This is a genomic window from Streptomyces sp. NPDC048637 (genome assembly GCF_040650675.1).
Lineage (GTDB): Bacteria > Actinomycetota > Actinomycetes > Streptomycetales > Streptomycetaceae > Streptomyces.
Map to the genome: position 1 here is coordinate 1 of NZ_JBEZHQ010000020.1, position 16,139 is coordinate 16,139.

Here is a 16,139-nt window from a genome sequence, read left to right on the forward strand (position 1 = left end):
GGGGTGGGGAGGGGCGGGTGGGGCGTGTTGTTTGTACTAAAAGCGAAGCAGTCCACACACCAGGCCCCGGAGGTCCGTCACCGCACCCGACAACCACCTGCCCGCCGCAGGCGCAACGGCGGGGCACCCGCAAACATCACCCGAGCCCACGCCCCGCGCAGCGGAGCCGCAACGGCGAACAACCCCCACGGCGGGACAGCCGAAAACGTGGGAAGGAAGGCCAAGTGCAGCGGAGGGTCAGGGGCGCTGCAGCGGAAGAGTGGCGCCCATCACTGCGTAGGGCGTGGGGGCGCTCGGGAAGAGGACGCGGCGGGCGAGGTCGCGGTAGCCGAGGGAGCGGTAGAGGCGGCGGGCCGGGCTCTCGGTGTCGATGGCCGACAGGATCGAGCGCGGTTCGGCGGCCTCGTCGGTGATGCGGGTGATCAGCGCCCGGCCGATGCCACGCTGCTGGTGGGCGGGGTGGACATGCAGCTCGGTGATGGTGAAGGAGTCGTCGAGCCAGTGGTCGAGGCCCTCGCTGCGGAGGTAGGGCTGGACGACGGTGGACCACCAGTGGGCGCGGTCGTTGGGCATGCCGTAGACGAAGCCGACCAGCCGGCCGTCGGGGGTGGTGGCGCCGAGCGCGCGGGCGCCGGGGCAGCCGAAGTGGCGCAGCACGATGTGCCGGCGGACGGCGGTCTCCTCGGGGCTCAGGCCGAAGGCGAGCGCCTGGACGGCCAGCGCGTCATCCACGCGGGCAGCGAGATCAAGGGGGCCGACCGCGACGTCATCCATGCTCGGAGCGTACAAGGCGGTGCGTCAGAACAGTACGCTCATGAACGCTCCGACTTCCTCGAAGCCCACCCGGCGATAGGAGGCGCGGGCCGCGGTGTTGAAGTCGTTGACGTAGAGGCTGACGATGGGGGCGACGTCGCTGAGGGCGTAGCGCAGCACGGCGGCCATCCCGGTCTCGGAGAGGCCTTTGCCGCGGTAGGCGGGGTCGACCCAGACGCCCTGGATCTGGCAGGCCCGCTGGGTGGCGGCGCCGATCTCGGCCTTGAAGATGACCTTGCCGTTCTCTATACGGGCGAAGGACCGGCCGGCACCGACGAGTTCGGCGACCCTGGCCTGGTAGAGGAGTCCGCCGTCACCCGCCATCGGGGAGATGCCGACCTCCTCGGTGAACATGGCCACGCACGCGGGCATGATCAGGTCCATCTCGTTCTTGCGGATCCGCCGGACGTACGGATCGGGGGCGATCTCGGCGGACGGTGCCGTGGTGACCATCAGGGGCTGGTGGGCGCGGATTTCGCGGGCCGGTCCCCAGTACGGCTCCAGGAGCGACCACAGTTCGGCGGTGGGTTCCGCGGGGCCGACGATGGACGAGCAGCGGCGGCCCTGGCGGCGGGCGCGCTCCGCGAAGCCGCGGATGGCTTCGGAGGTGGCGCAGACCGGGACGAGGTTGGCGCCGGCGTAGCAGAGCGACTCCAGGCGGCCGTCCACGTACCAGCCCCACATCTCGCCGCCCAGCCGCCAGGGGTCGAGGCCGGCGATCTGTACGCGGGCGGCGACAAAGGCATTGGCGACCGGATCGCGGTCGAGGACCGCGAGGGCGTCGTCGAGCTCCCCGGGCTCGAGGACCTTGATGGCGGTGGTCGTCAGCACGTGTCGGAAAGCCTCACCGTTACGGGCCTGGGAGGCCAGGCGGGAGCAGGTCTTGGCACTTTACCTCGCGCCTGCGGGGAGCACCCGGCCGCTGCGGGACGGATCGTCCCGGGCAGCGCTGAGCCCCGCGGCCCGGGCGGGCGGCGGGGCTCAGCGGCGGTGCGGGGCCGTGGGTCAGCCCGCGACGGCCACGGTCGGCTCGCCGGAGGCGATGCCGTCCTTCTCCATCTGCTCGGCGATCTTCATGGCCTCTTCGATGAGGGTCTCGACGATCTTCGACTCGGGGACGGTCTTGATGACCTCGCCCTTGACGAAGATCTGGCCCTTGCCGTTGCCGGAGGCGACACCGAGGTCGGCCTCGCGGGCCTCACCGGGGCCGTTGACGACGCAGCCCATGACGGCGACGCGCAGCGGCACCTCCATGCCGTCCAGGCCCGCGGTGACCTCGTCGGCGAGCTTGTAGACATCGACCTGGGCACGGCCGCAGGACGGGCAGGAGACGATCTCCAGCCGGCGCTGGCGGAGGTTGAGCGACTCCAGGATGGAGATGCCGACCTTGACCTCTTCGGCGGGCGGCGCGGACAGCGAGACCCGGATGGTGTCGCCGATGCCCTCGCTGAGCAGCGCGCCGAAGGCGACGGCGGACTTGATGGTGCCCTGGAAGGCGGGGCCGGCCTCCGTGACGCCGAGGTGGAGGGGGTAGTCGCACTGGGCGGCGAGCTGCCGGTAGGCATTGACCATCACGACCGGGTCGTTGTGCTTGACCGAGATCTTGATGTCGCGGAAGCCGTGCTCCTCGAAGAGGGACGCCTCCCACAGCGCGGACTCGACGAGCGCCTCGGGGGTGGCCTTGCCGTACTTCTGCAGCAGGCGGCGGTCCAGGGAGCCGGCGTTGACCCCGATCCGGATCGGGGTGCCGGCGTCGCCGGCGGCCTTGGCGATCTCCTTGACCTGGTCGTCGAACTGCTTGATGTTGCCGGGGTTGACCCGGACCGCCGCGCAGCCGGCATCGATCGCGGCGAAGACGTACTTCGGCTGGAAATGGATGTCCGCGATGACCGGAATCTGAGACTTCCGGGCGATCACGGGCAGCGCATCGGCGTCGTCCTGTGTCGGGCAGGCGACGCGGACGATCTGGCAGCCGGAGGCCGTCAGCTCGGCGATCTGCTGCAGCGTCGCACCGATGTCGGACGTACGTGTGGTCGTCATCGACTGCACCGAGACCGGTGCGTCTCCGCCCACGGCAACCGGCCCGACCTGGATCTTGCGGCTGACCCGGCGGTCGGCAAGCTTGGTCGGTACGTCCGGCATTCCCAGTGAAATGGCAGTCATCTGGCGAGCAACCCCAAGGTGTGGATCTAGGCCCCGCAGCGGCGGGCTCCGGTCTTCGAGATTACGGCACAGGAGTCGCGGCAAGCACATCGCGCCCGTGTGGCGCCACGAATGGAGACGGCCGGGCACCTCCAAACGCCACAGAGGTGCCCCGGCACACGCCACGAAGGGGCCCGGCCGCCGCCAAACCCGTTTTCAGGTCAGCTTCACCGGATTCACCACGTCGGCGACGAGCACCAGCAGCGTGAAGCAGATGAAGATCCCGGCGACGACGTAGGCGACCGGCATCAGCTTGGCGACGTCGAACGGGCCGGGGTCGGGCCGCCGGACGATCTTGGCGAAGGCCCGTCGGAGGGACTCCCACAGGGCGCCGGCGATGTGCCCGCCGTCCAGCGGCAGCAGCGGCAGCATGTTGAACAGGAACAGCGAGAGGTTGAAGCCGGCGACCAGGAAGAGCATGGTGGCCACCCGCTGCTCCGGCGGGATGTCCAGGGAGAAGACCTCGCCGCCGACCCGGGCCGCGCCGACCACGCCCATCGGGGAGTCCTGCTTGCGTTCGCCGCCGTTGAAGGCCGCGTCCCACAGGTCCGGGACCTTGGCGGGCAGGTTGATCAGCGAGGAGACACCCTGCTCGACCATGTTGCCCATGCGGTCGACGGACTGGCCGAAGGACTGCTGGACGACGCCGCTGGCCGGGGTGAAGCCGAGGAAGCCGGCGGTGACGAATTCGCCGGGGACATAGCCGCCGTGGCCGTCGGTCTTGGCGACCTTGTTCTCGATGAGGTCGGCGTGCAGAGTGGTGCGCGCGCCGTGCCGCTCGACGACGAGGGTCGCGGGCCCGGTGGTGTCACGGATCTGCTGCTGCAGGGCGCCCCAGTCCGGCACGGGACGGCCGTTGAACGAGACGATCTTGTCGCCGGCCCGCAGGCCCGCGGCCTTGGCCGGGGAGTCCTTGGCGCCGGCCGGGCATTTGTCGGTCTTGGCGGCGACCGAGATGACGCACTCCGAGACCGAGCCGACCTGGGTGGTCTGGGTGTTGATGCCGAAGCCCATCAGCACGCTCATGAAGATCACGACCGCAAGGATCAGATTCATGAACGGCCCGGCGAACATCACGATGACGCGCTTCCAGGGCTTGCGGGTGTAGAAGAGCCGCTTCTCGTCGCCGGGCTGCAGCTCCTCGAAGGCCGCCGAGCGGGCGTCCTCGATCATGCCGCGGAACGGCGAGGTGGAGCGGGCCTGCAGCTTTCCGTCGTCGCCGGGCGGGAACATGCCGATCATGCGGATGTAGCCGCCGAGCGGGACGGCCTTGATGCCGTACTCGGTATCGCCCTTCTTGCGGGAGAAGAGCGTCGGCCCGAAGCCCACCATGTACTGCGGCACGCGGATACCGAACAGCTTGGCCGTGGAGAGATGGCCGAGCTCGTGCCAGGCAATGGAGAACAGCAGGCCGACGACGAAGACGACTATGCCGAGGATGGTCATCCAGGTCGTCATGCGCGAGCCTCCGAAGGTGTCCGTGCCGCACGGGCGGCCAGTTCGCGGGCGCGGGCGCGCGCCCAGGTTTCCGCCTCCAGGACGTCCGCGACGGTCAGGGAGGTTCCCCGTCCGGGCGTGCCGTGCTCGGCGACCACTGCGGCGACCGTATCCACAATCCCGGTGAACGGCAGCCCGCCCTTGAGGAATGCCTCCACACATTCCTCGTTCGCCGCGTTGAACACGGCGGGGGCGGTGCCGCCCAGATCACCGACCCGGCAGGCCAGCGGGACGGACGGGAAGGCCTCCTCGTCCAGCGGGAAGAACTCCCAGGTCTGCGCCTTCGTCCAGTCCACGCCCGGGGCCGCGTCCGGAACCCGCTCCGGCCAGCCGATGCCCAGCGCGATCGGCATCCGCATGTCGGGCGGGCTGGCCTGGGCGAGTGTGGAGCCGTCGGTGAACTCCACCATCGAGTGGATGTAGGACTGCGGATGGACGACGACCTCGATGCGGTCGAAGGGGACGTCGTAGAGCAGATGCGCCTCGATGACCTCCAGCCCCTTGTTGACCAGCGTCGCGGAGTTGATCGTGATGACCGGCCCCATCGCCCAGGTGGGGTGGGCCAGCGCCTGCTCGGGCGTGACCTCTTCCAGCTCGCGCTTGGTGCGGCCGCGGAACGGGCCGCCGGAGGCGGTGACCACCAGCTTGCGGACCTCTGCCCGCGCACCGCCGGCGAGCGCCTGGAAGAGCGCGGAGTGCTCGGAGTCGACGGGGATGATCTGGCCGGGCGCGGCGAGCGCCTTGACCAGGGGGCCGCCGACGATCAGCGACTCCTTGTTGGCCAGCGCGAGCACCCGGCCCGCCTTGAGGGCGGCGAGGGTAGGGGCGAGGCCGATGGAGCCGGTGATGCCGTTGAGGACGGTGTGGCAGGGGGAGGCGGCCAGGTCGGTGGCCGCGTCGGGGCCGGCCAGGATCTCGGGCAGCGGCTCGCCCGCGCCGTAGCGGTCCGCCAGCGCCGTACGCAGCGCGGGCACCGCCTCCTCGCGCGCCACGGCGACGGCGGTCACCCGCAGCTGGTGCGCCTGATCGGCGAGCAGCTCGACCCGGCCGCCGGCCGCGGAGAGCGCGGTCACCCGGAACCGGTCGGGGTTGCGCAGCACGATGTCGATCGCCTGCGTGCCGATCGACCCGGTCGAGCCGAGGATCACGATGTCGCGCGGGCCGTCCGCGTGGGTGGCGGCCGGCTCGAAACGCAGTTGCGGGTGGGCGAGGGAGTCCGTCATGTGGTCCATTGTGGCCGGTCGCCGAGGGGGCCGTGACACCTAGGGCTGTCTTGTGGATCAGCCGCGGGCGCGGGCCGATCCGGAGGACAGGCCCCGGATCGGTCAAATGGATCAGGTGGCTCGGCGCGCTCGGCGGGACATGCTCCAGGGCCGGTCCGGTGGATCGCTGCCGGACCGGCCCTGGGCGCACGGCCGAGGTACGTTCAGCGGATGGGGCGCCGGACGTTGTCGGTCATGCTCGGGCCCGGAGTGGCGTCGGCGATCCAGGGGCCCTCGCCGCTGGGGTCGATGATGCCCTCCTCCAGCCAGGCGTAGCTGCCGTCGAGGACTCCGGAGACGACCTTGCGGTCGAGTTCATCGGTGTTGCTCCACAGCCGGCCGAACAGCTCCTCGACGCGGATCCGCGCCTGCCGGCAGAACACATCGGCCAGCTGCTGCGCCTCCCGGCCGTGGTCATCGGTCTCCCGCAGATACTCGGCCCGTACGCAGGCCGCGCTCATCGCGAAGAGTTCGGCGCCGATGTCGACGATCCGGCCGAGGAAGCCCTGTTTGGTCTCCATCCGGCCCTGCCAGCGGGACATCGCGTAGAAGGTGGAGCGGGCGAGCTTGCGGGAGGTCCGCTCGACATAGCGCAGATGGCCCGAGAGCCGGCCGAACTCCTGGTACGTACGCGGGAGCTGGCCCGGACCGGCGACGAGCTTGGGCAGCCAGCGGGCGTAGAACCCGCCGGCCCGGGCCGCCGCCCGGCCCTTGTCGGCGAGGGTCTTGTCGGGGTCGATGAGATCGCCGGCGACCGACAGATGGGCGTCCACCGCCTCGCGGGCGATCAGCAGATGCATGATCTCCGTGGAGCCCTCGAAGATCCGGTTGATGCGCATATCGCGCAGCATCTGCTCGGCGGGGACGGCGCGTTCGCCGCGGGCGGCGAGCGAGTCGGCGGTCTCGAAGCCGCGGCCGCCGCGGATCTGGACCAGCTCGTCGGCCATCAGCCAGCCCATCTCGGAGCCGTAGAGCTTGGCGAGGGCGGCCTCGATGCGGATGTCGTTGCGGTTCTCGTCGGCCATCTGGGAGGAGAGGTCGACGACCGCTTCGAGGGCGAAGGTGGTGGCGGCGATGAAGGAGATCTTGGCGCCGACGGCCTCATGCTTGGCGACCGGCCGGCCCCACTGCTCACGGGCCGCGGACCACTCACGGGCGATCTTCAGGCACCACTTGCCGGAGCCGACGCACATCGCGGGCAGCGACAGCCGGCCGGTGTTGAGGGTGGTCAGGGCGATCTTCAGACCGGCGCCCTCGGGGCCGATGCGGTTCGCGGCCGGGACCCGTACCTGGTGGAAGCGGGTGACACCGTTCTCCAGGCCGCGCAGGCCCATGAACGCATTGCGGTTCTCGACGGTGATGCCGGGTGAGTCCGCCTCGACGACGAAGGCCGTGATGCCGCCCTTGTGGCCCTCGGACGCGGGCACCCGCGCCATCACCACCAGCAGATCGGCGACCACCCCGTTGGTGGTCCACAGCTTCACACCGTCGAGCACATAGTCCGTACCGTCCGGGACGGCCGTGGTCGCCAGCCGGGCGGGGTCCGAGCCGACATCGGGCTCGGTCAGCAGGAAGGCCGAGATGTCCGTACGGGCGCAGCGCGGCAGGAAGGTTTCCTTCTGCTCCTTGGTGCCGAACAGCTTCAGGGGCTGCGGTACACCGATCGACTGATGCGCCGAGAGCAGCGCGCCGATGGCGGGGCTGGCGGTGCCGACGAGGGACAGGGCCCGGTTGTAGTAGACCTGGGTGAGGCCCAGGCCGCCGTACTTGGGGTCGATCTTCATCCCGAACGCGCCGAGCGCCTTGAGCCCGTCGACGGTCTCGTCCGGGATCTGCCCCTCGCGCTCGATCCGGGCGCCGTCGACCTCGCTCTCGCAGAACTCGCGCAGCGTGGCGAGGAACTTCTCGCCGCGGCGTACGTCGTCGACCGCGGGGGTGGGGTGCGGATGGATGAGGTCGAGCCGGAAGCGCCCCAGGAACAGTTCCTTGGCGAAGCTGGGCTTGCGCCAGTCCTGCTCGCGTGCCGCTTCGGCGACCTGGCGTGCTTCGCGCTCGGAAACGTTGCGGATGGATGGAGCGGTCATCAGGAGCTCACCTCGCCGCTGGGTCGGGAGTTCAGCGCCGGCGGGCCGGTCGGCCGCTGGACAGCGCTACTTGTGAGAGTTACCCGATCCGCACGGGTTGCACCACTGGAGCTACCAGGCGCAGGGGAGTGTTCGGGCCACCGCACACCAAGCGGGACATACCCCCCGGCACCGGACCGGGCCGGCCGGCCGCCCTCCGCCCTTCGGGGGGTGCGGCATACCGCGAAGGTTGTACGCGCGGTGGCGATTCCCCCCTGGGGTACATCCGCGGCTCCCTCTCAGACAGGAGGAAGCGGAGGGGGCGCGTCCCGTACCGTCAAGATCCGGCATGGCGGTGCCGGAAAACGGGGGACGCGGCGCGCTCCGGAAACAGGGTGCCGGAGCGCGCCGCGTCGAGGACCGGCGCCGGGTGGTGCGCCGGCCGGGGCCCGGACGGCGATACGGCCCAAGGGATGGCCGTCGCTGTCCACCGGTCCGGGCCGGGCCGGGTGTTACAGGGCCAGGCCGGTGAGGACCAGTACCCGCTCGTAGGTGTAGTCGTCCATCGCGAAGCGCACGCCCTCGCGGCCCACACCGGACTGCTTCACACCGCCGTACGGCATCTGGTCGGCGCGGTAGGACGGCACATCGCCGACGATCACGCCGCCGACCTCCAGCGCGCGGTGGGCACGGAAGGCGGTGTTCACGTCGTGGGTGAACACCCCCGCCTGCAGGCCGAACTTGGAGTCGTTGACGGCCGCGAAGGCCTCGGCCTCCCCGTCGACCTTCTTGATCGTGAGCACCGGGCCGAAGACCTCTTCGCAGGCGAGGGTGGCGTCGGCGGGCACGTCCTCCAGCACGGTCGGCGCGTAGGAGGCACCGTCGCGCTTGCCGCCCGCGAGCAGCTTCGCCCCGCGCTCCACGGCCTCGTCCACCCAGGACTCGACGCGCTTGGCGGCGTCCTCGTTGACCAGCGGGCCGACCTCGGTCGCGTCGTCCGACGGGTCGCCGGTGACCTGTGCCTCGACGGCCGCCACGATCTTGGGCACCAGCCGGTCGTACACGGACGCGTCCGCGATGACCCGCTGCACCGAGATGCAGGACTGCCCGCCCTGGTAGTTGGAGAAGGTGGCGATGCGCTGTGCCGCCCAGTCCAGGTCCGCCTCGGTGGAGAAGTCCGGCAGGACAACGGCCGCGCCGTTGCCGCCGAGCTCCAGGGTGCAGTGCTTGCGCGGCACCGAGTCCAGGATCGCGTAGCCGACCTTCTCGGAGCCGGTGAAGGAGACCACGGGCAGCCGCTCGTCCTGGACCAGCGCCTCCATACGGTCGTTGGGCACCGGGAGGATCGACCAGGAACCGGCCGGCAGGTCGGTCTCGGCCAGCAGCTCACCGAGGATCAGGCCGGAGAGCGGGGTGGCCGGGGCAGGCTTGAGGAGGATCGGGGCGCCGGCCGCGATGGCCGGGGCGATCTTGTGGGCGCAGAGGTTCAGCGGGAAGTTGAACGGGGCGATGCCCAGGACCGTGCCGCGCGGGAAGCGGCGGGTCAGCGCCAGCCGGCCGGCGCCGCCGGCGTCGGTGTCCAGGCGCTGCGCCTCACCGCCGTTGAAGCGGCGGGCCTCCTCGGCGGCGAAACGGAACACGGAGACGGCCCGGCCGACCTCGCCGCGCGCCCACTTCATGGGCTTGCCGTTCTCCGCGGAGATCAGCCGGGCGATCTCCTCGGTACGCTCCACCAGCCGGCGGTGCACATGGTCCAGCGCGGCGGCCCGCACATGCGCGGGGGTCGCGGCGAGTTCGTCCTGGACGGCGACGGAGGCGGCGATGGCCGCCTCGACCTGGGCCTCGGTGGGGACGCTCACCGTGCCGACGAGACGTCCGTCCCAGGGGGAGGTGACATCGAAGGTGGCCTCGCCGGTGGCCTCGCGGCCGGCGAGCCAAAAGGCGGTGGGGGCTGCATCAGTGGGGATCGGCACAGTGGAACCCGGCCCTTCAGAAGTGGTGGGTGGTGCGCATGGCTCAGGGAGCGTCTCTGCGGTTTTGACTCTGGACCCACGGTAGGGGTGCGGCGCCGTCGTGGCGTTTGTCCGAAGCGGCGAAATCACTGCGCCCGTCTCTCCGCGGTGGAGGGGGCGTACGAGACGGGTCAGGGGCGGGTGGATGCGCGGCCTCCCGGAAGCGCGCACGCCGGTCCCCCGGGGCTGCCACCTGCGCGGAACGAGCAGGGCGCCCCGCCCTCACTCCCCCTGGGGCGCCGAGGTCGCCTTGAGCGCCAGCCACAGCTCCATCCGCACATCCGCGTCGTCCAGCGAGCGCCCCAGGATCTCCTCCACCCGCCGCATCCGATAGCGCAGGGTGTGGCGGTGCACTCCCAGGTCGGCGGCGGCCGCGTCCCACTGGCCGTGCCGGGCGAGCCAGGCGCGCAGTGAGGCCACCAGATCGCCGCGGCCGGTCGCGTCGTGCTCCCGCAGCGCCCGCAGCAGCCCGTCCGCGAACGCACGGACCGCGTCGTCGGCGAGCAGCGGCAGCACGGACCCGGCCGCCACGTCCTCGTGCTCGACCAGCACACGGCCGCGCCGCCGCGCCACCGACAGCGCCTGTTCGGCCTGGCGGTAGGCGTTCGCGGCGGCGATCGGCCCGGTCGGCGCCGACAGCCCGACGGCCACCTCCTCGCCGTGCCCCGTCTCCGCCCGCCCCGCCCGGCCCCGCGCACGCGGCTGCGCACCGGCGCGGGCCTCGGCCTCGGCGGCGTACGCGGCCGAGGCCTCCGCGGCTGCCCCGCCGTCCGCGACCAGCACGACCAGCCGGCCGCCGTCGGGGACGGCCAGCACCGCCTCACCGGTCCTCGCGGCCGCGGAGTCCATCGCATCGGCGAGCGCGTCGAGCACCCCCACGGCCCCGGCGCCCGCGGCCACGCCCGACGACGGCGCCACACCGGCCACCGGCTCGGCGACCAGCACCCGGAACGGCGCGTCCAGCAGCCCGCCGTAGAGCCGGCCCGCCACCGCCCGTGCATGGTCCGGCTCCCCCGCGAGCAGCATCTTCAGCACCGCGGCACCCAGCCGCTGCTCGGCGTCCTGCAGTGCCCGGGACCGCTCGGTGGTCAGGGTGAGCAGCGCGACCGCGGAGTGCACGGCATAGCGCTCGGCGGTGCCGAGCGGCGCACCGGTCCCCACCGCGAGCACCCCGCGGGCCCGGCGGCCGGTGCCCAGCGACTGCAGCTCGACCCGGTCATCGCCGTCGGTGTCGCTGACGACCGAGCTGGCGGGGGCGGGCCGCTCCCGCAGCCGCCCGACGTCGTCGGACAGCCGGGCCGCGCGGCGGGCCGCCCAATCGGGAGCGGCGGCCACCACCGCACCCGAGGCGTCGTAGAGCGCGGCCCAGCCGTCCAGATGAGCCGCGAGCCGGGCCAGCAGCTCGGCCGGCCCCTCGGCGCTGAGCGCCGCCCGGGTCAGCTCCCGCTGGGCCTCGAACCCCGCCGTCACCGCGCGGTACTGGTCGGCGGCGACGGCCGCCGACACCGCCTTGCTGATCGCGATGAACGGCGTCCTGCGCGGCACCCCGAGCAGCGGCAGCCCCTGCTCCCTGGCCGCGTCGACCAGCGCCTGCGGCACACCCTCGTAATTGACCCCGACCGCGAACCCCAGCCCGACGACCCCGGCCTCCGCGACCCGCCGCACATACCTCCGGGTGGCCTCCACGTCCTCCGCGTCCAGCTTGAGCGCGGTGATCAGCAGCAGCTCACCGCCCTCCATGTACGGCACCGGATCGATCAGCTCACTCGCATGCGCCCAGCGCACCGGCGCCTCCAGCCGCTCCTCGCCCGCGAGCACGGTCAGCTTGAGCGCGGTGTGACTGACCAGGGAAGCCAGGGTGTGCGGCATGGGACCTTCATGACGTCGACGACTGCGGGAACGACCGGGCGGCAACCGGCCACGAACCGGCCGAAGCCCGCTCGACACCCGATTATTTGCGCCGCCTCGTATAACGGCCAGTGCCGATTCTGCCTCAGCGGAGGAATCGGGGGGACCCCACGCCTTCCCGCCCCACACGGCCGGGCCCCCACACCCGGCCGGACAGACGCACAAGACGGCGCCCGCCCCACTCCCCTGCCGTCAGGACCGCAGATCCACCAGCACCGGCGGAGCATGCTCCCCCGCCACCGAGGTCACGGACAGCACCGCATGCCCGGGCGGCACGGAATTGGCAAGATCCGAGGCGGACCAGCGTTCCCGCTCGACGGTGCGGACGGTGACGGCTTTGGCGGTCACGTTCTTCCCCGTGACCAGCCGCCGGATGGAGTGCATGACCTTGGTGAACGGCTCGTCGGAGACAATCTGCCGGTCGGTGACGTCCCGCGTCTCCACCCACGCCTTGCCCCACACCTCGGCGAACCGCGCCCCGTCCCAGGTGGTCACGCCCGCGAACGCCATCCGGCAGCCGACCGCACCGAGCAGCGCGCCACGCAGCGACTCCGGTACGTCGTCCAACGACCGCAGCGTCAGCACCGCCCCCGCGTTCGCCGACCGCAGCCGCTGCAGTCCACGCAGCGCCTCCTGGGTGATCACATGCGAGGCGTCGTCAAGCACCAGACAGGCGAAGACCGACCGGTCCGTCCGGGCGACCGCGCACTCGGTGAATTGCGCCAGAACCAGCCGCGCCAGAATCCGTGAGGCCTCCGTGTGTCCGCGCTCGGGCAGATCGATCCGCACCCGCAGAGGATGGTCCAGGGCGCGCAGCGACACCTGCCGTGAGCGCCCGGTCGGGTCGAAGAACCCCGCGAACGCCGGCCGGTCCAGCAGCGCGACCCGGTCCGCGAGCAGCACCCCGGCGTCTCCCGGCCGCTCCGCCTGCCGCTCCCGGGCGTCCAGCTCCCGCAGCGCGCCGTTCTCGCCTGCCGCCTCGAGCATGGCCCGCAGTCCCGCCGTCGCCTCTCGCGACCCGTCCAGCAACTCCCGCAGCTCCGCCACCCCGGGGAACCGCCCGTGTGCCACCCGGAAGGGCCCCAGCAACTGCCCCAGCACAGTTGCCGCCCGCCGCACATCTCCCCCGGGCAGCGTCGCCGCCACATCCCCTACCAGGGCCTCGGCCAGCATCCCGGCCGCCTCATCGGGGTCGGTCGTTCCGCCGTACAGGTCCAGATCACACTCCGCGTCGCGGTGACCGATCCTGATCACGGCGTCGAAGGCGTCATCGGACGCGGGTGCCGAGGCAGCCGTTCCCAGGGACACGACGGCGGCCCGCCCGGCCAGCGCCTGGAGGCACAGGGCCTCAACCAGCGGGCGCACCAGGCGAGTTGTCTTCCCGGAACCGGGCGGACCCACCGCCAGCAGCGAGGTACCGAGCACGTCAGGTTCGAGCGCACAGCCCGTGCCGCGCCGCTCATAGGGGTTGCGCGCGTCCTCGGACGCCGTGCCGATACGCACCTGGGAGGTGAGCAGGTCGTGGAGTGCGGTCCGCGTCGTCAGATCGCGTGCCCCAGAGGGGTGCAGACACGCGGCGGCGCCCTGTTCCTGCACGCTGTCGACGAAGGCCTGAAGCCGGCTCGGCTGTGCACGTACGGACTGCCAGGCGCGGCCGATCCGCGCGTGATCGACGTCGTTCATGAGCCCGGACCTGGCCTCGTGCGCCAAGCGGTCGGCGGCCGCCGGAGCGCCGGCGGCGCGAAGGGCGGCCCACTCGGCCTGGTCCACCTGTAGCACCCGGGCGGTGCTGTCCGCGGTCTTCCTGGCTTCGGACGTGGCACGACGGCTCGATGAACCGTATCGACGGCGCAGCTCCGGAAGGCAGGCGAACCGGCTGAAGACAGCCAGCAGCACACCGAGGTCGATCAGCGAATAGCTGGTGGCGTAGTAGAAATACGACGCGGCCTGCCCCGACACCGGCGTCAGATTCTCCAGCTGCAGCATCAGGAGGGACGAGTCGGTCGTCTTGTCGATGCACCACTGCCAGAGAAACCACACGAGCAGCAGGGTCACCGCCGCACGCGCGATCAGCTGTCCGCCGGGGAGCGAAGCGGGGTCCTTGGGCGCCAGCCATGCAGGGAGCCTGTCCCAGACCCGGTTCGCCGGCGGGGCGAGCAGCCGGCGGAACAGCGTGGGCCATCGCCCCACCCGGCCGAAGACGATGACGATCGCGCCGAGGATGAGAGCCATGTAGACGAACGACGAGATGACGTTGGCGTTACCCGTCTTCCACGCGTCGGGCAGCATCACCTCGCGCGGCCACTTCCAGTAGGGGCCGAGGTAGTCGTTCATCAGCAACGACCAGATCAGCCACGCGCACAGGAACGAGATCACCGCCCCGGCGATCAGCTGCGGCACCGCGATGTCGTGCGGCTCCTCCTTCGGCCGGGGCTTGTGCTCGAAGGCCCAGATCCCCGGCCCCGACAGGACGCGTGGAGCGCTCAGCCAGGCCATGAACGGGGACTGCGGAGCGCCGCCGGCCCGGGCGGAGGTGCCGGACCCCGTGGCCCGGCCGGCCGCGGCGGTCGGAGCGGCGAAGCCCGGCGGCGCACTGGGCCGCGGCGGCGCGTCCGGGGGGGCCGCCGGCCGCGGCACCTGGTCGGAGCGGGTGTTGCGTGCGTCCTGCGTGCCCTCGGTGTCCATCCGGTGCCCCTTGTCCCCCTTGAGCCGTGGCCTGCTGCGTTCTGGCGCTGCGGCCGGGATGTCCGGCCGCGTTGTCATTGTCATGCCCGCGCTGGTGTCCGCCCGTTGCCGTGCGGGCCGCCGCTCAATCTACTGGCCGTGGGCCGTCGCTATGTCCGGTGCGGACAACGCAACACGCGCACTTCTCCCGAACGGAACATGCCAGACCCGCCCGGCCGCCCCTAGCCTGCGAGAACAACACCTTTGTACGTCCCCGTTCCACCCTCAGGAGACTGCCATGACCGAACTGTCCGGAGGCCCCGCCCTCCCCCAGGAGCGTCGCGTCGTCACTGCGATTCCCGGCCCGAAGTCGCAGGAGCTGTGGGCCCGTAAGCAGGCCACGGTGGCCGGTGGTGTCGGCGCTGTGCTGCCCGTCTTCGTCAAGCGCGCGGGCGGTGGCGTCCTGGAGGACGTGGACGGGAACTCCCTGATCGACTTCGGCTCCGGCATCGCGGTGACCTCGGTCGGCAACAGTGCGGAGGCGGTCGTCCGCCGGGCCACCGCGCAGCTCGAGGCCTTCACCCACACCTGTGCCATGGTGGCGCCGTACGAGCCGTACATCGAGGTGTGTGAGCAGCTGGCCGAGCTGACGCCGGGCGACCACGCGAAGAAGTCGGCGCTGTTCAACTCCGGCGCCGAGGCCGTCGAGAACGCCGTCAAGATCGCCCGCGTGCACACCAAGCGCCAGGCGGTCGTCGTCTTCGACCACGGCTACCACGGCCGCACGAACCTGACGATGGCGCTCACCTCCAAGAACATGCCGTACAAGCAGGGCTTCGGACCGTTCGCGCCCGAGGTCTACCGCGTCCCGGTGGCCTACCCCTACCGCTGGCTGACCGGCCCGGAGAACTGCGCGCAGGAGGCCGCCGACCAGGCCATCTCGCAGATCACCAAGCAGGTCGGCGCGGAGAACGTCGCGGCGATCATCATCGAGCCGGTGCTCGGTGAGGGCGGCTTCATCGAGCCGGCCAAGGGCTTCCTCCCGGCGATCGCGAACTTCGCGAAGGAGAACGGGATCGTCTTCGTCGCGGACGAGATCCAGTCCGGCTTCTGCCGCACGGGCCAGTGGTTCGCGTGTGAGGACGAGGGCATCGTCCCGGACCTGATCACGACGGCCAAGGGCATCGCCGGCGGTCTGCCGCTGGCCGCCGTCACCGGCCGCGCCGAGATCATGGACGCCGCGCACGCGGGCGGTCTGGGCGGCACCTACGGCGGTAACCCGGTGGCCTGCGCCGCGGCGCTGGGCTCGATCGAGACCATGCGCGAGCAGGACCTGAACGCCAAGGCCCGCCGGATCGGCGAGGTCATGACGGCCCGTCTGCACGCGATCGCGGAGAAGTACGACATCATCGGCGAGGTCCGCGGCCGCGGCGCGATGATCGCGATCGAGCTGGTCAAGTCCGGCTCCAAGGACCCCAACCCGGAGGCCACCGCCGCCCTCGCCAAGGCCTGCCACCAGGAGGGCCTGCTGGTGCTGACGACCGGTACGTACGGCAATGTGCTGCGCTTCCTGCCGCCGCTGGTCATCGGTGAGGACCTGCTCAACGAGGGTCTGGACATCCTCGAAGGCGCCTTCGCCGCGCTCTGAGCGGCACCCACCGCGCTCCGCGGGAGGAACCCCGGTACGGCCCGCGGGCGCGGCATGAGCCGTGCCCCCG

10 protein-coding genes are annotated in these 16,139 nt (G+C 71.6%); 1 reads left to right on the plus strand and 9 read right to left on the minus strand.

Features of this window, described 5'->3' with window-relative positions; genetic code table 11:
• Positions 1-237: 237 nt before the first annotated feature.
• From AB0C46_RS23665 to AB0C46_RS23705, 9 genes are all read right to left on the minus strand, one after another.
• A complete protein-coding gene (locus AB0C46_RS23665) occupies positions 238-774 on the minus strand; it encodes a GNAT family N-acetyltransferase (RefSeq protein WP_362830091.1) in 537 nt (178 codons plus the stop codon).
• Between the two features lie 24 nt (positions 775-798).
• A complete protein-coding gene (locus AB0C46_RS23670) occupies positions 799-1,644 on the minus strand; it encodes a GNAT family N-acetyltransferase (RefSeq protein WP_362830092.1) in 846 nt (281 codons plus the stop codon).
• A 174-nt stretch (positions 1,645-1,818) separates the two neighbouring features.
• Positions 1,819-2,976, minus strand: coding sequence for a flavodoxin-dependent (E)-4-hydroxy-3-methylbut-2-enyl-diphosphate synthase (gene ispG, locus AB0C46_RS23675; RefSeq protein WP_085927565.1), 1,158 nt, complete (start codon positions 2,974-2,976; stop codon positions 1,819-1,821).
• 195 nt (positions 2,977-3,171) lie between these two features.
• Positions 3,172-4,473, minus strand: coding sequence for a site-2 protease family protein (locus AB0C46_RS23680; RefSeq protein ID WP_362830093.1), 1,302 nt, complete (start codon positions 4,471-4,473; stop codon positions 3,172-3,174).
• A complete protein-coding gene (gene dxr / locus AB0C46_RS23685; protein WP_362830095.1) occupies positions 4,470-5,735 on the minus strand; it encodes a 1-deoxy-D-xylulose-5-phosphate reductoisomerase in 1,266 nt (421 codons plus the stop codon). The genes AB0C46_RS23680 and dxr overlap by 4 nt, the downstream gene beginning before the upstream one ends.
• 203 nt (positions 5,736-5,938) lie before the next feature.
• Complete coding sequence (locus tag AB0C46_RS23690; protein ID WP_362830096.1) at positions 5,939-7,858, minus strand: acyl-CoA dehydrogenase family protein; 1,920 nt, start codon at positions 7,856-7,858, stop codon at positions 5,939-5,941.
• A 491-nt stretch (positions 7,859-8,349) separates the two neighbouring features.
• The gene (locus tag AB0C46_RS23695; protein ID WP_362830097.1) at positions 8,350-9,810 is read right to left on the minus strand and encodes an aldehyde dehydrogenase family protein; all 1,461 of its coding nucleotides are present in this window, start codon (positions 9,808-9,810) and stop codon (positions 8,350-8,352) included.
• Positions 9,811-10,071: 261 nt separating this feature from the next.
• Positions 10,072-11,718, minus strand: coding sequence for a PucR family transcriptional regulator (locus AB0C46_RS23700; protein ID WP_362830099.1), 1,647 nt, complete (start codon positions 11,716-11,718; stop codon positions 10,072-10,074).
• A gap of 231 nt (positions 11,719-11,949) precedes the next feature.
• Entirely contained in the window at positions 11,950-14,442 is a 2,493-nt protein-coding gene (locus AB0C46_RS23705) for an ATP/GTP-binding protein (protein WP_362830220.1), read from the minus strand.
• Positions 14,443-14,719: 277 nt separating this feature from the next.
• Here AB0C46_RS23705 and gabT point away from each other — a divergent pair, with 277 nt between their 5' ends.
• Positions 14,720-16,069 (plus strand): 4-aminobutyrate--2-oxoglutarate transaminase, encoded by a 1,350-nt coding sequence (gene gabT / locus AB0C46_RS23710; protein WP_362830100.1) that lies wholly within the window; start codon positions 14,720-14,722, stop codon positions 16,067-16,069.
• Positions 16,070-16,139 lie beyond the last annotated feature (70 nt).